The sequence below is a fragment of the Flavobacterium sp. ABG genome (assembly GCF_001027725.1).
GTDB lineage: Bacteria > Bacteroidota > Bacteroidia > Flavobacteriales > Flavobacteriaceae > Flavobacterium > Flavobacterium cupriresistens.
Genome location: NZ_LEKS01000012.1, coordinates 74,224 through 92,140, shown reverse-complemented (window position 1 = coordinate 92,140; position 17,917 = coordinate 74,224). Strand labels below are relative to the sequence as shown.

At 34.0% G+C, this 17,917-nt stretch carries 19 protein-coding genes; 8 read left to right on the top strand and 11 right to left on the bottom strand.

Annotated elements, in window-relative coordinates; genetic code table 11:
• Nucleotides 1-185: 185 nt before the first annotated feature.
• The 4 genes from AB674_RS13745 to AB674_RS13730 form a co-directional block, all read right to left on the bottom strand.
• Nucleotides 186-1,445: an NAD(P)/FAD-dependent oxidoreductase gene (locus AB674_RS13745; RefSeq protein ID WP_047777475.1), complete on the bottom strand. Its 1,260-nt coding sequence runs from the start codon at nt 1,443-1,445 to the stop codon at nt 186-188.
• 86 nt (nt 1,446-1,531) lie between these two features.
• Nucleotides 1,532-2,866 (bottom strand): DEAD/DEAH box helicase, encoded by a 1,335-nt coding sequence (locus tag AB674_RS13740; RefSeq protein ID WP_047777471.1) that lies wholly within the window; start codon nt 2,864-2,866, stop codon nt 1,532-1,534.
• Nucleotides 2,867-3,125: 259 nt separating this feature from the next.
• Nucleotides 3,126-4,664, bottom strand: coding sequence for a DEAD/DEAH box helicase (locus AB674_RS13735; protein ID WP_047777470.1), 1,539 nt, complete (start codon nt 4,662-4,664; stop codon nt 3,126-3,128).
• 108 nt (nt 4,665-4,772) lie between these two features.
• Complete coding sequence (locus AB674_RS13730) at nt 4,773-5,306, bottom strand: DUF6155 family protein (protein ID WP_047777468.1); 534 nt, start codon at nt 5,304-5,306, stop codon at nt 4,773-4,775.
• Nucleotides 5,307-5,409: 103 nt separating this feature from the next.
• Between AB674_RS13730 and AB674_RS13725 the strand changes: the two genes are divergently transcribed.
• Together AB674_RS13725 and AB674_RS13720 are read left to right on the top strand one after the other, a co-directional pair.
• Nucleotides 5,410-5,697: a DUF3817 domain-containing protein gene (locus AB674_RS13725; RefSeq protein ID WP_047777466.1), complete on the top strand. Its 288-nt coding sequence runs from the start codon at nt 5,410-5,412 to the stop codon at nt 5,695-5,697.
• Complete coding sequence (locus AB674_RS13720) at nt 5,690-6,946, top strand: mechanosensitive ion channel family protein (protein ID WP_047777464.1); 1,257 nt, start codon at nt 5,690-5,692, stop codon at nt 6,944-6,946. Before AB674_RS13725 ends, AB674_RS13720 begins: the two co-directional genes overlap by 8 nt.
• A gap of 422 nt (nt 6,947-7,368) precedes the next feature.
• Here the strand turns inward: AB674_RS13720 and AB674_RS13715 are convergent, their stop codons facing one another.
• Together AB674_RS13715 and AB674_RS13710 are read right to left on the bottom strand one after the other, a co-directional pair.
• Entirely contained in the window at nt 7,369-7,800 is a 432-nt protein-coding gene (locus AB674_RS13715; RefSeq protein ID WP_047777462.1) for a hypothetical protein, read from the bottom strand.
• A 14-nt stretch (nt 7,801-7,814) separates the two neighbouring features.
• Nucleotides 7,815-8,198, bottom strand: a complete 384-nt coding sequence (locus tag AB674_RS13710; RefSeq protein ID WP_047777460.1) for an acyl-CoA thioesterase — start codon at nt 8,196-8,198, stop codon at nt 7,815-7,817.
• Nucleotides 8,199-8,268: 70 nt separating this feature from the next.
• Here AB674_RS13710 and AB674_RS13705 point away from each other — a divergent pair, with 70 nt between their 5' ends.
• Nucleotides 8,269-8,670, top strand: coding sequence for a hypothetical protein (locus tag AB674_RS13705; RefSeq protein ID WP_047777458.1), 402 nt, complete (start codon nt 8,269-8,271; stop codon nt 8,668-8,670).
• A 392-nt stretch (nt 8,671-9,062) separates the two neighbouring features.
• Here AB674_RS13705 and AB674_RS13700 read toward each other — a convergent pair whose 3' ends face one another.
• From AB674_RS13700 to AB674_RS13685, 4 genes are all read right to left on the bottom strand, one after another.
• Nucleotides 9,063-9,578: a DinB family protein gene (locus AB674_RS13700; protein WP_047777456.1), complete on the bottom strand. Its 516-nt coding sequence runs from the start codon at nt 9,576-9,578 to the stop codon at nt 9,063-9,065.
• A 45-nt stretch (nt 9,579-9,623) separates the two neighbouring features.
• A complete protein-coding gene (locus AB674_RS13695; RefSeq protein ID WP_047777454.1) occupies nt 9,624-12,209 on the bottom strand; it encodes a phosphoenolpyruvate carboxylase in 2,586 nt (861 codons plus the stop codon).
• A 90-nt stretch (nt 12,210-12,299) separates the two neighbouring features.
• Complete coding sequence (locus AB674_RS13690) at nt 12,300-12,779, bottom strand: Lrp/AsnC family transcriptional regulator (protein WP_007805990.1); 480 nt, start codon at nt 12,777-12,779, stop codon at nt 12,300-12,302.
• A gap of 77 nt (nt 12,780-12,856) precedes the next feature.
• Nucleotides 12,857-14,011: a M14 metallopeptidase family protein gene (locus AB674_RS13685; RefSeq protein WP_047777451.1), complete on the bottom strand. Its 1,155-nt coding sequence runs from the start codon at nt 14,009-14,011 to the stop codon at nt 12,857-12,859.
• 312 nt (nt 14,012-14,323) lie between these two features.
• Between AB674_RS13685 and AB674_RS13680 the strand changes: the two genes are divergently transcribed.
• Nucleotides 14,324-14,800, top strand: a complete 477-nt coding sequence (locus AB674_RS13680; protein WP_047777450.1) for a helix-turn-helix transcriptional regulator — start codon at nt 14,324-14,326, stop codon at nt 14,798-14,800.
• 84 nt (nt 14,801-14,884) lie between these two features.
• Here the strand turns inward: AB674_RS13680 and AB674_RS13675 are convergent, their stop codons facing one another.
• Nucleotides 14,885-15,436 carry a 1-acyl-sn-glycerol-3-phosphate acyltransferase gene (locus tag AB674_RS13675; protein ID WP_047777448.1) on the bottom strand — a complete coding sequence of 184 codons (552 nt, stop codon included), beginning with the start codon at nt 15,434-15,436 and terminating at the stop codon, nt 14,885-14,887.
• A gap of 65 nt (nt 15,437-15,501) precedes the next feature.
• On the opposite strand from AB674_RS13675, the gene AB674_RS13670 reads away from it, so the two are divergent.
• From AB674_RS13670 to AB674_RS13655, 4 genes are read left to right on the top strand one after another with little or no spacing between them, the layout of a single operon-like run.
• Nucleotides 15,502-16,167 carry a spermidine synthase gene (locus tag AB674_RS13670; protein ID WP_047777447.1) on the top strand — a complete coding sequence of 222 codons (666 nt, stop codon included), beginning with the start codon at nt 15,502-15,504 and terminating at the stop codon, nt 16,165-16,167.
• 9 nt (nt 16,168-16,176) lie between these two features.
• Complete coding sequence (locus tag AB674_RS13665) at nt 16,177-16,854, top strand: peptidoglycan DD-metalloendopeptidase family protein (RefSeq protein WP_047777445.1); 678 nt, start codon at nt 16,177-16,179, stop codon at nt 16,852-16,854.
• 6 nt (nt 16,855-16,860) lie between these two features.
• The gene (locus tag AB674_RS13660) at nt 16,861-17,334 is read left to right on the top strand and encodes a hypothetical protein (protein WP_047777443.1); all 474 of its coding nucleotides are present in this window, start codon (nt 16,861-16,863) and stop codon (nt 17,332-17,334) included.
• A 10-nt stretch (nt 17,335-17,344) separates the two neighbouring features.
• Entirely contained in the window at nt 17,345-17,869 is a 525-nt protein-coding gene (locus AB674_RS13655) for a hypothetical protein (protein WP_047777441.1), read from the top strand.
• The last annotated feature ends 48 nt before the right edge of the window (nt 17,870-17,917 follow it).

Sequence of the window (17,917 nt, the reverse complement as noted above, 5' to 3'; positions counted from 1 at the left end):
AGTATCTTCACGAGTAATTCCGTAAAGTAAAGCGCAACGGTATGGATTCAGCAAACGTAGATCCTTCGTTCCTCAGGATGACAAACTGTACGGAGTTTCTGGTGTGATTTCTCGACTTCGCTCGAAATGACAGAAAAACAAATTAGCTTTTGGAATTTGGAATTTGAAATTTCAAATATTAAAACTTAACTCCTCTTATCCGGTCTGATAATCATTCTTAAAGACTGATCTCGTGCAAAATAGGCTACCATCCAGTTCCAGAATGTATTCAGTCTGTTTCTATAAGTAATCAACGATATTAAGTGTATAAACAACCAGATAATCCAGGCGAAAAATCCTTTAAAATGCCATTTTGGACTTGGTAAATCTACTACAGCTTTATTTTTTCCTATAATGGCCATCGAGCCTTTATCGTTGTAAGTAAAAGCTTTAAGAGGTTTGTTGTGAACCATCGCTTTAAAGTTCTTAGCCAGATTTAACCCTTGTTGAATAGCAACCTGAGCTACCTGAGGATGTCCGTCGGGGAATTTTTGATCTCCTGCTAAAATAGCAGTATCACCAATAGCATATACATTTTCAAGACCATTCACTTTATTGTATTGATCCGTTGCCATACGCCTACCACGACCATAACTTTCTGTTGGAATACCTTCAAAAAGTTTAGCCGAAACACCGGCTGCCCAAATTAGATTTTTGGTCTGAATCGTTTCTCCGTTAGCAAAATGCACGGTGTCATTAATATAATCGGTAACACGGCTGTTTAGTTTTACGACAACTCCCAGTTTGGTTAATGCTTCTAAAGTATCTTTTTGTGAAGCTACACTCATTGGAGCCAGTAAAGCATCTCCCCCGTCTACTAAATAGACATTACTGGCAGATGTTTCTAATTCCGGGTATTCTTTGAGTAATATATTTTTACGCATTTCAGCAAACATTCCTGAAACTTCAACTCCGGTAGGTCCTCCACCGGCTACCACAATCGTTAATAATTTACGGCGTTTGCGGATGTCTTTGGTTATAGCGGCTTTTTCGAGGTTTTTAAGCAACGTATTTCGCATTTCGATGGCATCATTTAAGGTTTTCATCGGAATGGCGTTTTTCATCACGTTTTCCATGCCAAAATAACTAGTTTCTGCTCCTGTGGCAAAAACCAGATAATCGTAACTCAATTCGCCATTGTTTAAGATTACTTTATTCTCTGCAGGAACTACAGAAACCAGTTCTCCTAAACGAAATTGAAGGTTCTTTTTGCCGGCAAAAAACTTTCTATAGGGATAACTTATACTGGAAGGTTCCAGAAAAGCTGTTGCAACCTGATATATTAGTGGTGGGAAAAAATTGTAATTGTTCTTGTCTACAAGTGTAACTTGAATTTGAGGCTGATTTACAAGTTCCTTCGCCAGATTTATACCTGCAAACCCACCTCCAATAATGACTATTTTCATATATATTGTTTTACGAATAAGATAATTTTCTTTTAAAATCACCTTAAAAGTACAATATAATTAAACAGCTACAAAGCCAACATATCTTACTTTTTGAATTTTTTAACAGGTTTTTCAACTACATCGATTTTGTTCTGCAAAACATAATTTGCTAACAGTTTTTCGATCAACTCCTCTTTGGTTAAATGATGAAAAACAGTTTTCACTTTTGTTTTTAATTCAGCAGAAAGATCATGATTCGGTTTTGTTTTGAAAATTTGTTTTGCCCAAAGAAGTGTATTGTTCTCCTCTAAACTTACTGCTGTTGGTTTTTTAAATTCAATGAATTTTAAATCCAATTCTTTTTCAAATTCAGCAATTTCGGCTACTTCCTCCTCTTGCAGAACGGTTAAAGAAAGTCCTTTTGCACCTGCTCTGGCAGTTCTTCCACTTCTGTGAACGTAAGCTTCGTAAGTATCCGGCAAATGATAGTTGACTACATAAGAGATTTCTTTTACATCTATTCCTCTGGCAGCCAAATCTGTAGCAACCAAAATATTGATGTGTCCTTCACGAAATTGCTCCATAATTCTATCACGAATTCCTTGTGACAAACTACCGTGAAGTGCTCCTGAAGAAAAACGGTTTATAGCCAGATTTTTAGCCAATTTATTTACTGCTGCTTTGGTTTTGCAGAAAATAATTCCGCGTTCCCCTTCTCTGGAATTCAAAAAGTGCATCAGGACATCCAATTTTTCAATCGGATCAACCACAATGTATTCGTGATCAATTCCCTGATTACCAATTGTCTCCATATTGGCACTAACCTGAACTACATCTTTGTGTAAATAATTCTGAACCAGTTGCTTAATTGTTCCGGGCAAAGTAGCTGAGAACAATAAAGTACGGTGTTTTTTAGGCAATTCGGCAATGATTTCGTCTAAGCTTTCTTTTAGAATAGAAACCATTTCGTCCGCTTCGTCTAAGACCAAAAACTTTGTTTGTTTTAAGTCAACGGCTTTGCGTTGAATCAAATCAATTAAACGTCCCGGAGTTGCTACAACAATATGGGTTGGCTGTGCAAGACGCTCCATTTGTGGTTTTATTGGAATTCCACCACAAGTAGCTGCAATAGAAAGATTTGGAATGTGTTTTCCAAAATCTTCCAGATTTCTGAAAATCTGATGTCCAAGTTCTCTTGTTGGCACCAAAATAACAGCCTGAACAATTGGCGATGTGGTATCGATCAATTGCAATAATGGTAATCCAAAAGCTGCTGTTTTTCCGGTTCCGGTTTTGGCTAAACCTACCAGATCGTGAGTTTCAGCCAAAAGAAGCGGAATCGTTTTTTGTTGTATTTCTGTTGGCTCAACAATATTCAATTCGCTTAACGCTTTTAAAATTGGCGCTGAAATTCCTAATTCTGAGAATGGTTTAGACATGTTTTTTTTATTTTAAATTTATGAGTTTAGATTCCGGATTTACCTCTGGTCTCTAAATTATTGAACCATTAAGGGATTAAGTTTCATTAAGCGTTGAACTTAATTTTTCTAAATACCTTAATGGTTTTGTTGGATAAAATTCCAATTTTTTAAATTCCAAATTCCAATTGAAGGCACTCGCTTCGACTTCGCTCAGCGGGACAACCTGAAACCTGAAACCTGAAACTTGAAACCTGAAACTAAGAAACTTTCGCTACTCTCAATCCGGCTCGTTCATGATTTTCTCGCGGTATTTTTTACCGATTAGCAAGACCATTTTTAGCTTGTAATCGTCAACTAGCCATTCGCGGTAGTTTTTACTACATTGACTCAGACATTTTGCGTAACGTTTGATACGACAATCAATATCGTCATCCAATTCTTTACCAAGAGATTTTGCTTCTTGTAAAGTTTCTGTATTGTCTACACACATTGAAGCGTGTTGCTCTAATGATTTGTCTAATACTACTTTTGAACGTAAGTTTTGCTTGATGATTAGTTTGTGTTCTTCATCAACATCAAAAGTTACATCTGCGGTTTTACTGAATTTTGCGCGTAATTCCGGTGGCATGCTGTATTTGAAATACAATTCAATTTCCGTATCATCACGAAGGTTTTCAAGGTAAAACTCAGGCGATTTAAAGATGTGTTGCCAGTTTACCGGCTCACTCCATAAACCAAAACGGGCAGCATTATTACCCAAATCGATTACTGTAAACTCGTCTTTACCAGGTAATTTACGAGATCCACGACCAATCATCTGGTAGTATAAAGTTAATGATTTTGTTGCTCTGTTTAAGATAATAGTTTCAACTGTCGGCTCATCAAAACCTGTGGTCAAGATTCCAACCGATGTTAAAATCGCGTCCGGAGTCTTTTTGAACCATTGTAAGATATCTTTACGTTCTTCAGAACTGCTTGTATTATCAAGGTGCCTGATGTCGTAACCTGCTTCTCTAAACGTTTCATATACGTACAATGACGTATGAATACCATTATTGAAAATCAACGTCTTTTTTCCTAATGAACGTTCTGTATAAGCATGCAAGAGTTTTTCCTGCATGATGGTGTTGGTATATAAATCGTCAGATGATTTTACGGTGTAATCTCCGTTAATACCTACTTTAAGCGACGTTAAACCTACATCATAACTGTATGTGGTAGCACGCGCCAAAAATCCTTTATCAATCAATGAACTAATGGTATCACCCACAATAAGTTCATTGTAACTTTGGTGCATTGGTAATTTTATATTCGAACTCAAAGGAGTTGCTGTTACTCCAAGAATAAAAGCGTTTTTGAATGAGTTTAATAACTTACGGAACGAATTGTAATGTGCCTCATCGATAATAACCAAACCAATGTTGTCAAGGTGTAGCTTCTCGTCGTTGATACGGTTTTTTAAAGTCTCAACCATTGCCACAAAACAAGAAAAATCGTTCTGATCCGGTAATTCTTTTACTTTACTGTTGATAATTTTGTTGGAAACTCCGAAGCCTTTCAGCATTTTCGAAGTCTGTTTGCAAAGCTCGATACGGTGGGTTAAAACAACTACTTTTTTATCATTATTGGCCAAATAGCGACGAACGATTTCAGAAAAAATTACTGTTTTTCCTCCACCGGTCGGTAATTGATATAATAAATGATGTTGAGTAGGAGCATTGTCTAAACGATCAAAAATGGCATCGATGTCACCTTTTTGGTATGCATAAAGTTCTTTTTTCTCTTCTCTTTCTATTTCTAAAGTGTTTTGAGACATTGTAAATTTTTGGATTTTTGCAAAAGTACACCTAAAAAACAGTTTTTCATCTTATTTTAACTTAAAATAAATGATTCTTTTTAATAAGATTTTTTATAGGAAGTGTTTTTATTGGTCGATTTTCTCCAAAAGTATCTCAAATTCGTAGCTGTTTTTCCACTTTTGTTGCATTGTTTCTTGGTAAACAGAAACGATTCGGGTCTTAAATTCACTCAAAACACCATTAGAAATGGTAAAATGTACGAGCTGTTCAAAAGAATTCAGCATGCTCTTAAAAAACAATTCCTGCTTGATCGGGTTTTGAGCGGAATAAGTTTGTGCGATTTCAATATTATAAAGCATCACATCCGCAATTACAAACGGATCAACTCCCAGTGAAATAAAATGTTTGATGTATTTCTGTGCTACAGAGCGACGCATTTTTGCTTTTGGCCGCCTCTTGGCCTGTGGCTTTTTTATGGGAAAATATTCCTGCGAAATCTTAACCTTACACTCCTGTAAAAGCTTATCTTCTTTTGGATTAAAAGCAAAATCATAATAGGTTTTTACGGGACTGAATTTCTCATACAATTCGATAATTTGTTCTTCGAGTTGTTCTTTATTTAATTCTGCCAAGTATTTTTTTAAATCACGTTTACTCATTATCAAAGTTTAAGATTGTAAAAGTAAATTACTTTTGGGTTTCATACTCATAATGCCGACGATAATACTTAATTTTGCCTGTATAAACTCAAAAAACAAATACATGCTCAAGATTTTTAAAGTTACCGCAATTTTAGAAGGAATCTCTTTTTTAGTATTAATAGCCAATATGCTTTTTCTTAAAACAAACAATCCGGAACTCTACCACACTATAGTACGCCCTTTCGGAATGGGACATGGCGTATTATTTATTGCTTATGTTGTTTTAGCCTTTTTATTGAAAAAATCTCAAAACTGGGATTTAAAAACTTTCGCAATCATTCTAATCGCTTCTTTAATTCCTTTTGGAACTTTTTATATTGAAAAAAAATATTTAGAGCACAATGCATAAACTTTTGGATAAAATATTTAATTCTTTATATCCTGTTTTTAGAGATTGGGGAATGAGTCGCAACTTTGCGTCTTATGTCAGCCTGATTTTTAATATCATCATCTTGGTGGTGCTGGCTTATATTATTTATTATGCCGCCAAGTTTCTTTTGGTAACGTTGACAGCTGTTTTTGCGCAACGCACCAAAACAAAATTTGACGATTATTTAATTCAGAATAAAACAACGAGATATACGGCTTATCTGATTCCATTTTTTTTCATTTTTAAAGCCGTTCCTGTAATCTTAGATAAATACGAATACTGGGAATCAATTTTTGGAAAAATCGTTGGGGTTTATATTGTTTTGCTGGGTCTATGGATCGTTCGTACCATTTTTAATTCATTACGTGATTATTTAAAACAAAAACCGGAATACAGCGACAAGCCAATTGACAGTTTTGTTCAGGTCATCATGATCGTGCTTTGGATTTTTGGTGTTGCTATTATTATTTCGAAATTATTCGGAATAAAACAAGGCGAATTATTAACCATATTAGGAACACTTTCTGCGATTATCATCTTGATATTCAGAGATACTATTTTAGGATTTGTATCGAGTGTCCAGGTAGCCATAAACGACATGGTTCGAATTGGTGACTGGATTACAATGGATAAATTTGGCGCTGATGGTGATGTTATTGAAATTAACCTGACTACGGTAAAAGTTCGAAATTTCGACAATACCATAACCACAATTCCAACCTACGCTTTGAGTTCCGATTCCTTTCAGAACTGGCGCGGGATGCAAAAATCGGATGGTAGACGTATCAAAAGGCATGTTTTGATAAAAAGTAGCAGCATTCGCTTTCTGAACGATGAAGATCTGAATCAGATGAAAAAAGTACAGCTGATTAGCCCTTATATCGAAAGCAGACAAGCTGAAATTGAAAAATACAATGATGTACGCGGTATAGATAAAACTTTAGCGCTAAACGGCCGAAACATGACGAATCTTGGATTGTTCCGCAAATACATCATGCAGTATTTAATTACACATCCAGGACTTAATAAAGACATGCATATGATGTGCCGTCAATTGCAATCTACTGCTCACGGTGTTCCGTTAGAGATATACGCTTTCTCAAGTGATAAACGCTGGGCCAATTACGAATACATCATGGCCGATATTTTTGACCACGTCATGGCTTCTGTAGAATATTTTGACCTTGAAATCTTCGAATTACCTTCTAAGATAGGGCATTTCGAGTAAGTATCTTTTTTCTAAACCATATAAGTTATATAAGTTCATATTAACTGGAGTCAAAAAATTAGCGCAAAGCTTAAATGGACTTATATAACTTATTGGTTTAAAACCTCGCCTTTTCTCTAATCTTATTTCTTTATAAGTCATATAAGTTCATGCAAACTGGAGTCAAAAGATTAGCGTAAAGCTTAAATGAACTTATATTAACCGGAGTCTAAAATAAGCGCAAAGCTTAAATGGACTTATATGACTAATATGGTTTAAAACCTCGCCTTTTCTCTAATCTTATTTCTTTATAAGTCATATAAGTTATAAACTGGAGTCAAAAAATTAGCGCAAAGCTTAAATGAACTTATATTAACCGGAGTCAAAAATAAGCGCAAAGCTTAAATGAACTTATATAACTTATATGGTTTAAAAACCTTACCTTACTGCTTTATCTCTTCAAAGACAAATCTTCCATTCTTGTAATCTATCGGTACGTCGGGAACATAACAAGGGAGATTCATATAGGTGCCCACTACTCCACTTCCTAAAATCAGTTTGTTGTCTTTTTTAAGAAGCGCCAAAGGAACCCTTTTCCAACTGCCTCCAAAGGTGATGTAATGGTAATCTCCGCGCAAGATATTTTCTTTAATATCTCCTCTTACATCTCCGGAGTCTTTTCCGATTTTGTAATGCAAGATTTCGTATCGCCCATAAAATCTCTTATTATTCATTTTTAACCGCAGAATTGCAGTGTCTTTGTTGTTTACGGCGCGGTATAAAACACTTCTGTACGAGTCCTGACCTTCTTTTGAATTGCAGGATAATAAAACGACAACAACTAATAAAGAAACAATTTTAAGGGCTTTTACCATTACTTAATTTTTTATTATAAACGATCTTTTACAAACTCAATTTGTGTTTTTCCGTGTGCCAACGGCTTTCCGTTTTCGTCCAGATTAACCATTGTGGTATTATCAATTGTAATGATGATTTCACGCGTCATCATGTTTCTTACTGCACATTTCAAAACCAAAGAAGTAGTTCCGAATTTAACCACATCAATTCCAATCTCCACAATGTCGCCTTGTTTAGCCGAACTCTTAAAATTTATTTCGGACATGTGTTTCGTAACGACTCTCTGATTTTCTAATTGAATAATACTGTACAGCGCCAGCTCCTCATCTATCCAGGCTAATAATTGTCCGCCAAACAAAGTCCCGTTAGGGTTTAGATCTTCGGGTTTAACCCACTTTCTGGTGTGAAATCTCATAAATTTTATAGTATATTAACAAAAATAGGTTTTTATTACGGGATTTTTTCGTTAATTTTAAAGAAAAAACATGATGGACAGAGATACTTTTTTAAAAGAATTCAGAGGCGAAACTTTAGGAACAGTAAGTGCTCAGTCTTCACCAGATGAGCTGTTCCAAAATCAGACCATCCGACCGGTTTTAAAACTCCAAAACGATCTTTTTGTAGCCGTTTTTATCAATTATGTGAATAAAAACAAAGCTGATTTTTATTCGTATACCGTCGAAAAAAAATTGCAAACCATCGAAAACTCCATTCAGAAAGACATCAAATTCAGAAATTCTCTAAAAGGAATGGTCATTGCTTTCTTCACAGTTGACGAATACAATACCTACATTCAGAATTCTTCCAGCTTGAATAAAAGAATGATGAATTTAGTGATTGATCGTTTGAAAAGCCAGGTGCAGTTGTTTGAGTTGCAATCTAATTAACGGAAAGGTTATTTTTGTTTCAGGTTTCAGGTTTCACGTCTCAGGTTAAAACTGTGATTGTTGTTTTTAACACGAATTTCACGAATTGGCACGAATTAATTCGCTTAAGCCTTGAAATTTGTAATGAAGAAAAAAAATTCCACAGATTAAAGGATTACATTGATTAAATAATCTGTGCGAATCTTTTTAATCTGTGGCAAAAAAAATAATTCGTGCCAATTCGTGGTAAAGAAAAAATTTCCACAGATTAAAGGATTACATTGATTAAATAATCTGTTCGAATCTTTTTAATCTGCGGCAAAAAAAATAATTCGTGCCAATTCGTGAAATTCGTGGCAAAAAAAAAGCCATCTCAATACTCGAGACAGCTCTTCTTTTTTAAATAATATCATTTACAAATAACGCTCCTGAAAAACATTCTGGTGATGCTTTTGATGTCCTATTATTACAAAACCTAAGGCACGAACTGAGATCAGGTTATTTGAAGCTGTTCCGATAGCTTTAAGCTGCTCTGCGGACAAACTTTTATAAAATAACAAATTTGAATGTCGCAATGCCGAAAATTCAGTTAGTAAATCCTGAATACTTCTTCCGTTGGAATTGGTGTTTTCCACATATTCATTTTCGTCAAAACTTTGCAATGGCGTTTTATCGTATCTTGAAAATCGCAAAGCGCGGTAAGCAAAAATACGCTCCGTGTCAATTATATGCTGAATGATGTCTTTGATTGTCCACTTCCCTTCTGCGTAACGATAATCAAATTTATCCATTGGGATATTCTGTACAAATTTGATAAAAGCATGAAGCGAAATTTCTAATTCTTCTATCAAATTCACCTCTCCGGCTTCGCGGACGTAAGCTGCAAAACCGCCTGAATATTCGTTTTCTAATAATTCGCTTGAATTCATTTTCTATACTTTTTTTGTTTTTAAATCAATTTTTCACTCCTATTGTTACGCTGAATTTCTACTTGCATTTGTATTTCCGAAAAGCGATCTCGTAACAATTTTTTCGTATACTTTGATCAGCTCCTCATTTCCTCCGTTTTCTTTATTCAGTTCGTTAATACGCAATAAAGCATATTGCTGTATCGTCAATAAAGGCAGAACAATACGTTCTCTGATCTGAATGGATGCTATACCGTCGGGGTAATTCTCCATTAGCGTTTTGTGGTCTGCTATTTTAAGCAAAAGGCGCTTCGTTTCTACAAATTCATCGTAAATAATTTGCCAGAATTCACCAAATTCAGGGTCTTTTCTCATATAAGCTGTCAACGGGAAAAATGATTTCGCCAATGACATCATACTATTCTCAAGCAGCGTTCTAAAAAACAAAGAATTGTGATACAGGTCGTATACTTTATCCCACTGATTTGTATCTTCAAAATGCTTCAGGGCCGCTCCTACTCCAAAAAAACCGGGTACATTTTGTTTTAACTGACTCCATGAACCCACGAACGGAATAGCACGTAAATCAGCAAAATCCAATTGTTCTGACTTGCTTCTTTTAGATGGACGGCTTCCAATATTGGTTTTAGAATAATACTTTAAAGTACTCATCTTTTCCAAATAGGGAATAAATTTAGGGTGATTTTTAAAACTTAAATATTTATCGTATCCCAGTTCGGCTAACTGTGTCAGGATCTCAGTTTCATCGGCACTTAGCTCATTTTTTTCTTTACTAAAAACCTGATTGGTAACTCCTGCGCTTAATAAATTTTCAATATTATAACGACAAGAATCTAAAGTCCCAAAATTAGAACTGATCGTTTGTCCTTGTACTGTGATTTGAATTTCGTTATTTTCAATTTTTGGCCCCAAAGAAGCATAAAATTTATGTGTTTTTCCACCACCACGTGCCGGAGGTCCACCACGACCATCAAAGAAAATTACTTTGACATTGTATTTTCTTGAAATATCCGTTAAAGCGATTTTTGCCTGATAAATACTCCAGTTCGCCATTAAATAACCACCATCTTTAGTCCCGTCAGAGAAACCAAGCATGATTGTTTGTTTGTTTCCTCTTGCTTGTAAATGTTTGGCATATTCCGGATTGGTATACAACTGCTCCATGATTTCATGCGCCTTTTGTAAATCATCCACAGATTCGAAAAGTGGTATAATATCAACCGTAGGATTTTCCCAGTTATTTAAGCGGATCATAGCAAAAGTTTCCATTACATTCAGAGCACTTTCGTTGTTGCTGATAATATAACGATTAGCACCCGACTCGCCATTTGCATTTTGAATGGCTTTTATAGTTTGCACCGATTCTAAAGTAGATTTTGTGATTTCGTTCTCAAAATCATTCGGATCTAACGCTCCTTTTACCTGTGACAACACTACTATTTTTTCGTTTTCAGACAGGTTAAAATAATTATCTGGGAATACTTTTGATCCTGAATTTAAATAATGATCTACAACATCTTTAAATACGACATTGTGAATTTTACTATTCTGGCGTATATCTAAAGTTGCAAAATGAAATCCGAACAAATTGATTTTTACCAAAAAAGCTTCCAATTCATCCAAATATAACGACTGGTGCTTTTCTATAATGATGCTTCTGATTTTATTCAGTTGTGCCAATAATTCTTCTAATGTAATGTAGATTTCACCTTTAGAATAAAAAACAGAACGGTAAAGTTTATGTTCAAGTTCCGTTACCAAAGTATCAACACCTGAGAACGTTAACTTTCGTTTTAACTTTCTCATTTCAACATAATAACACTTTAAAATAGAAGTACGCAAACGTTCTGCTACTTTTAAAGTAATCTCTGTTGTTACAAAAGGATTTCCATCACGATCCCCTCCCGGCCAGAATCCAAGTTTGATTAATTGGTTTTGAATGGCTTCACCATGAAGGAGGTTCTTTTGCAGATAGTGAACAATTTCGCCTGAAGTTTCGTAGAAAACATTTTCAAGATACCAAATCAAACTAACCGCTTCATCATAAGGATTTGGTTTTTCATTTTGAATAAAAGGTGTTTTTCCAAGCTGTGCTAAAAGCTGTTTGATTTTAAGCAAATCATTCAATCGAATCGCCTCTGTTAAATCATTTATAATCCCTAAAACAGGTCCAGGGTAAAACTGTGTCGGATGCGCTGTTAAAACCGTTCTGACGTTAAAATTTTCAAGAAATTCAATAAGTTCATCATCTTTCTCTTTCGCGTCCGATCTTTCTTTAATATCACGAAGCGATCCGCGACCTTCCATATTGTTTACTTCGGGAAAAGCGGCGTCTTCAATAGCATCAAAAAGTACAATTTGACGTTCTATGTATTGAATAAATCGAAACATTAAGTCGATTTTTTCACTCTCAGAGCCGTTACTTAAATACTTATTAGAAAAGAAATCGAAAATTTCCTTTGGTGTCTCCTGTTTTTTAAAACCCGTTTCACAAGTTTCTGTAAATAAAGGCAGTAAAACACCTGTATTATCAATAGAATCAAAAGGTAATGTTATAAAAACACTATTATAAATATGATATTTTGAGAGAACGTCCTGATTAAAACGTTCAATTTTAGGTAACGTGTACATAATTGTGTTGTAGTTGGTTGGTTAATTAGTCATAAAAAAACCCCAAGAATAAACTTGAGGTTATATTTTAGTATAGCATTCAAGAAAGTATTACATATTTTTAAAAATAGTATGCATCAAACGCTTCTTATCGTTTATACTTTCTTCTAATGAAATCATTGTTTCTGTTCTGTAAACTCCCTCGATATCATCGATCATAAAGATTACTTCTTTTGCATGCTTGGTATCTTTTGCTCTGATTTTGCAAAAAATATTGAATTTTCCCGTAGTAACTGAAGCTACAGTTACGAATGGAATTTGATTGATTCGCTCTAATACAAATTTAGTTTGTGACGTGTTATTAAGGAATACACCCACATAAGCAATAAATGAATACCCTAATTTATCATAATCTAAGGCTAAAGAAGATCCCATTATTATCCCCGCGTCTTCCATTTTTTTTACCCTAACATGTACTGTTCCAGCAGATATCAATAGTTTTTTTGCAATGTCAGTAAACGGAACTCTCGTATTGTCTATTAACATATCTAAAATCTGGTGATCTACTTCATCTAAACGAAATTTACTCATAATTCTTTAATTAATATTACTAATTGCTATTACAAAGTATAAAAATATGCATAAAAAATAACAAATTCACATAAAAACTAAGTTTTTATCAACCCGTTAACAAATTTAATATTTTTATTTAAATAAAAATCTGCTTTTTGATTCAAATTCGGAAAATTATTAAAGTCATCAGAATAACTCGCTCCTTCAGCATCATATTCAAAATGTCCAAAATAATTCTCTAATTCACCTACTTCAACTATATAGGCATTGAACTCAATCTTATTTCCAATCAATTCTTCTCTGTATTGTGCGACAAAATTCGTAATTATTTCAATACCATCATAATTTATTTTGACATTTTTATACATAAAATCATAAAAAACGACTTTATTTTGTGAAATATTCAAATAATCATAAAATCTGTTATGAACTAAATCGTTTTCGGAAAGTATTTTAAAACTTGAAAAAAGTGAGAAAAATAGGAACTTCCGAGTGATTTCGCGGCTGTAGTCGTTTCTATAGTGGCCTGCTTCAAATAAAATCGTCGGTACACCTAAAAATTGAAACGTATCTCCTATGCAATTAATGTTAAATGAATCATCAAAACGACCGATTTGTCCGGGAATATACTCCTGCAAAACATCGTTTAGACCGGCAATTAAATTAATCGCCTGTAATCGGGTGGGATTTACTTCTCTTTCTTCATTATAAGAAGGAGCCAGAAAAGAAAGAGTTGCAGGTTTTCCGGTATCTCCCGCTCCAAAAATAGTACGCTGATCGTGCAGATTAAAACAATAATCCGGTTTAAATTCTTCAAATACTTTTCTGAGTACAATACTCTCCGGCTGCGTAAGATTCTGAGAATCACGGTTCAGGTCTATCTTATTGGCGTTTTCACGTGTGTAAAGTGCCGCTCCGTCAGGATTTAGAATTGGAATGCAATAAAAAGTAAATGTTTCAAGCATTTTAAGCGCAATATCAGATCCGCTATTAAGGACATTGATGAAATCAAAAAGCGCTTTTGTCGTTGTGCTTTCATTTCCATGCATTTGAGACCACAGATAAATCCGTGTTTTGCCTGTCCCAATTTCATAGCTATAGATCGGTTTATCCAAAACTGATTTGCCAATAACCTTAACCTGATTGTTCGTATTAAGCTTATCTAATAAAGGCTGAATATGGTCTAAAGTCAAATAACGACCTTCTATTGATTGTTCTTTGTATTGGTTAAATAATTCTTCTAATTTCATTGTCTTTTGATTAGTTTACAAAAGTAAACATCTTTATTTTTACAATTGTAAATAATCGAAAAAAGAATAAATTTAGAAATGTAAACACAATTCATGAATTTGTTTATGAATCTTGAAACTCCAATATTATCAATTACATCTAATGTTAATTACTACAATTAAATACTTAAAAATCAAACACTTAAAGCTATTAACGTAAAGTAATAAACTATATATTTTTACCTTTCTGTTTTAATTTCCAACTGTAAAATAGGTGGTCTGATTCCTTTTAATTACATTTGTAAATAGTTAACCTCTTTAATAAAATTTACAATGGTAAACATCGATGATTTTGTAAAAAGACTGGAACTACTCCTTGATTATTATGGATTAAATGCCTCTGTATTTGCCGACAAAATAGGCGTGCAACGTTCCAGCATGTCTCACCTGCTTTCCGGAAGAAACAAACCGAGTCTTGACTTTGTATTAAAAATTTCAACCATTTTTCCGGAGGTTGATCTGTATTGGATTTTAAACGGGACAGGAAATTTCCCTAAAAAAGAAAATGAATCTCTAAACAATACAACAGAGGTTGTTTCGGAAACGGAGCAAGTGCACACTCCTATTCCATCGAATGATAATCTCTTTTCAGCTGATTTGTTTTCGGGACTCCAAACTGAACCTGCTCCTAAAGAAGAAAAAAAATACAGTGCAGTCGCTAAAAGTTCAAATTCTGATCTGGAAGAAGACGAAATTGAAAAAATTATATTTTTTTACAAAAACGGAACATTTAAAGTATATGTCCCGTAATTAAAAAATTATGCTGTATTTGAAAATTTTTAAAAATATTTTTCATTTAAGCGATTCTCACACAGATTGAAAAATAGCGTCAATTTAGAGTACAAATCCGTTTTCAGGAATTTTACCTACGACTCCATCGTAATGTTTTTTCAAAACCTGTAAATCGTCCTCATAATTTCCGGTCGGGAAAAAAGGTTTTCCTAAATTCACTTCTTTTCTTCCCCAGTCAAAAGCCACGGGAACAATAGGTACATTCGCTTTAAGCGCGATATAATAAAAACCTGTTTTAATTTCTGCTACTTTTTTTCGCGTCCCTTCCGGAGCAACAGCCAAACGAAAGACTTCTTTACGTTCGAAAATAGCTGCTATAGAATCTACTTTGTTTAATCCTCCGGAGCGATCTAAGGGTTCTCCGCCTACATTTCTAAAATAATAGCCAAACGGAAATCGGAACAATTCTTTCTTTCCAACCCAATTCATTTCCAATCCGGAAATTCCTCTGGTGAAAATTCCTAGATAAAAATCATGATTGCTTGTATGCGGCATTACCATCAAGATGCATTTTTTTACTTCAGCATTTTCGATCCCTACTATCTTCCAGCCCATTAGCTTAAAAAAGATAAATTTATACAACTGTTTCTTCATTAAATTCTATTGTTTGGCACAAAATAAAAGATTTAAATGTTATTTTTGAGTAAAACGAGGACAAAATGATTCAAAAAATAATCAGTTATCTGATTCCAATAAAAATTTTCAGGAAAAAATCGGCAAGAAGCAAAATAATCGAAGTGACCTGGACTAATGGAGAATTGGTTTTAGATTCTGAAAACACCAATTATTCTTATGGCAGTTTACAGCGTATCTTAAGGTACGGTCTGCGAAATATTGGTTATAAAACAATTCTTGAAATGGAGCATATTCTGGTCCTGGGAGTGGCCGGCGGAAGTGTCATCAAAACTTTAATTGATGAAATTGAATATAAAGGAAAAATTACCGGTGTTGAAATTGATCCGGATATGATTCAGATTGCCAATGAATACTTTAACCTGAATCAAATAAAACAGCTTGACCTTATTATCGACGATGCTTTCGAATTTGTTTTAAAAACAAAAGACAAATACGACCTTATTATTATTGATGTTTTTGAAGATATAAAAATGCCGAACTTTCTGTTTGAAAGCTTCTTTAGCAACCGGATTTGCTCGCTTTTAAAAGATCGTGGTTTTGTACTTTTTAATACCATGATTCTCGACGAGGCACATAATGTAAGAAACAGGAAGTACATTTCGGAAATAAATACTAAATTGTTTACCTCAAAAATGTTACCCCGAATTGAAGTTCATAACGAATTAATAATCATCGAAAAAGTTGCCTAATTTACCTTTATGAAAACCTTAGTCTCTATTTTAAAAGCCTTGCCTCCAACAAAAGTCATTGACGCCAGTATTGATTTTTCAAAATACATTCCATTAGATCTATCTGTGACTAACAAAGAATTAGTTAAAAATAAGCCTTCGAATGTCGAAGAAATTGAAGATTTTATTTCAAATTATTTGGAAAGAAATGATGCCGAGATCGCCTTCGGTGGTTATATTGAAGGACGAAATTTATACCAAAGAAGCAGTATTTTTAAAGACGGTTCAAACCCGGAACGGAACATTCATATTGGATTGGATTTATGGGGAAAAGTAGAAACAAAGATCATTGCTCCGCTTGACGGAAAAATTCACAGCTTTAAAAACAATCTTGGTTTGGGTGATTATGGTCCTACTATTATTTTGGAGCACGAAGTCGAAAATGAAAAATTTTATACTTTATACGGACATTTATCGTTAGAAAGTATAGAAAACCTTACCGTTGGGGACATTTTCAAAAAAGGTGACTATTTAGCGACTTTTGGAAGTTCGACTGTTAATGGGGATTATGCACCACATTTACATTTTCAAATTATAAACAATATTGAAAATTACAATGGTGATTACCCCGGAGTTTGCAATATAAACGACTTAAATTTTTACATAGAAAATTGCCCCGACCCTAACTTATTATTAAAAATAACATAAATAGTTATGAAGAAAGCAATATTGATTATATGTTTGTCCTTATTAGTCGGATGTAAATCTAAAACAATCAAGAGAGATACTGAAGATTTGAAAATCACAAAAGTGGGAGCTTCTGAAATGAATTCCAATCAGCAGAAAAAAGCATATGATTTGGGGAAAAGAGTTTTAGAAACTTGCAACACTTCTAAATTTAAACCTTTTAACCAAACTGAAGTTACCCAATCGGTAATGGAAAATACAACCGAAGAGCGATTGACAAAAACCTGTCAGCGATTTCGTCAGTATTATGGAAGTTTTGTTGATTTGAAATTAGATGGGGTTTACAAAACCAAACACGAAGTCATTTATCGCTACCATGCCCTTTACACTAAAAAAGTTGCAAACAAAGAACTGCGTGTTTTTGTGAATGAAGAAAATTTAATTTCTGCCATAAAATCAATGGATTGGGAAGCGAATTTTGAGTCTAAATTAAACGATTAAAAAATATAGTATGAATTTAAAATTGCCTTTTTTTGTGTTGCTTTTTATATCAGCCTTTGCAAATGCTCAGGAAACGATGATAGTAAATGGTTCTAAACCATTTCCAGCTACACAAGAATATACCTTTATCTGCGAAAAATATGCTTATACGGGCGAGACAAAAGTCCAGCTTGCGAAAACAGAAAAAGGAGGGATTTTAAAACTATCGATTGATACCGCTAATGAAAAATCAAGAATTTTGGGTGGTGTTTATGTAGATCTGGCTAATGGAGATGTTATTCCGTGTGTTGACAAAAACGTAAAAGAGTCAACAGCCGGTAAAACAACTTCTTACTATTATTTTACGCCCGCAGAAATGCTAAAATTAAAGAAAACAGATATCAAGTCTATTCGATTTATAATTGTTGGAGGTACCGATGTTTTTGGGAATCAAACCGGGCATTTTACAACAGTGAATAAGATGGCTTATTTTTCTACTGCTTTTGATACTTCAAAAAAATCATACGATACTGCAAAAGAAATTAGCGTTCTGTAAATATACTTTAATAGAATAAGTCTTATATTTATGCTCTAATTGTACTAA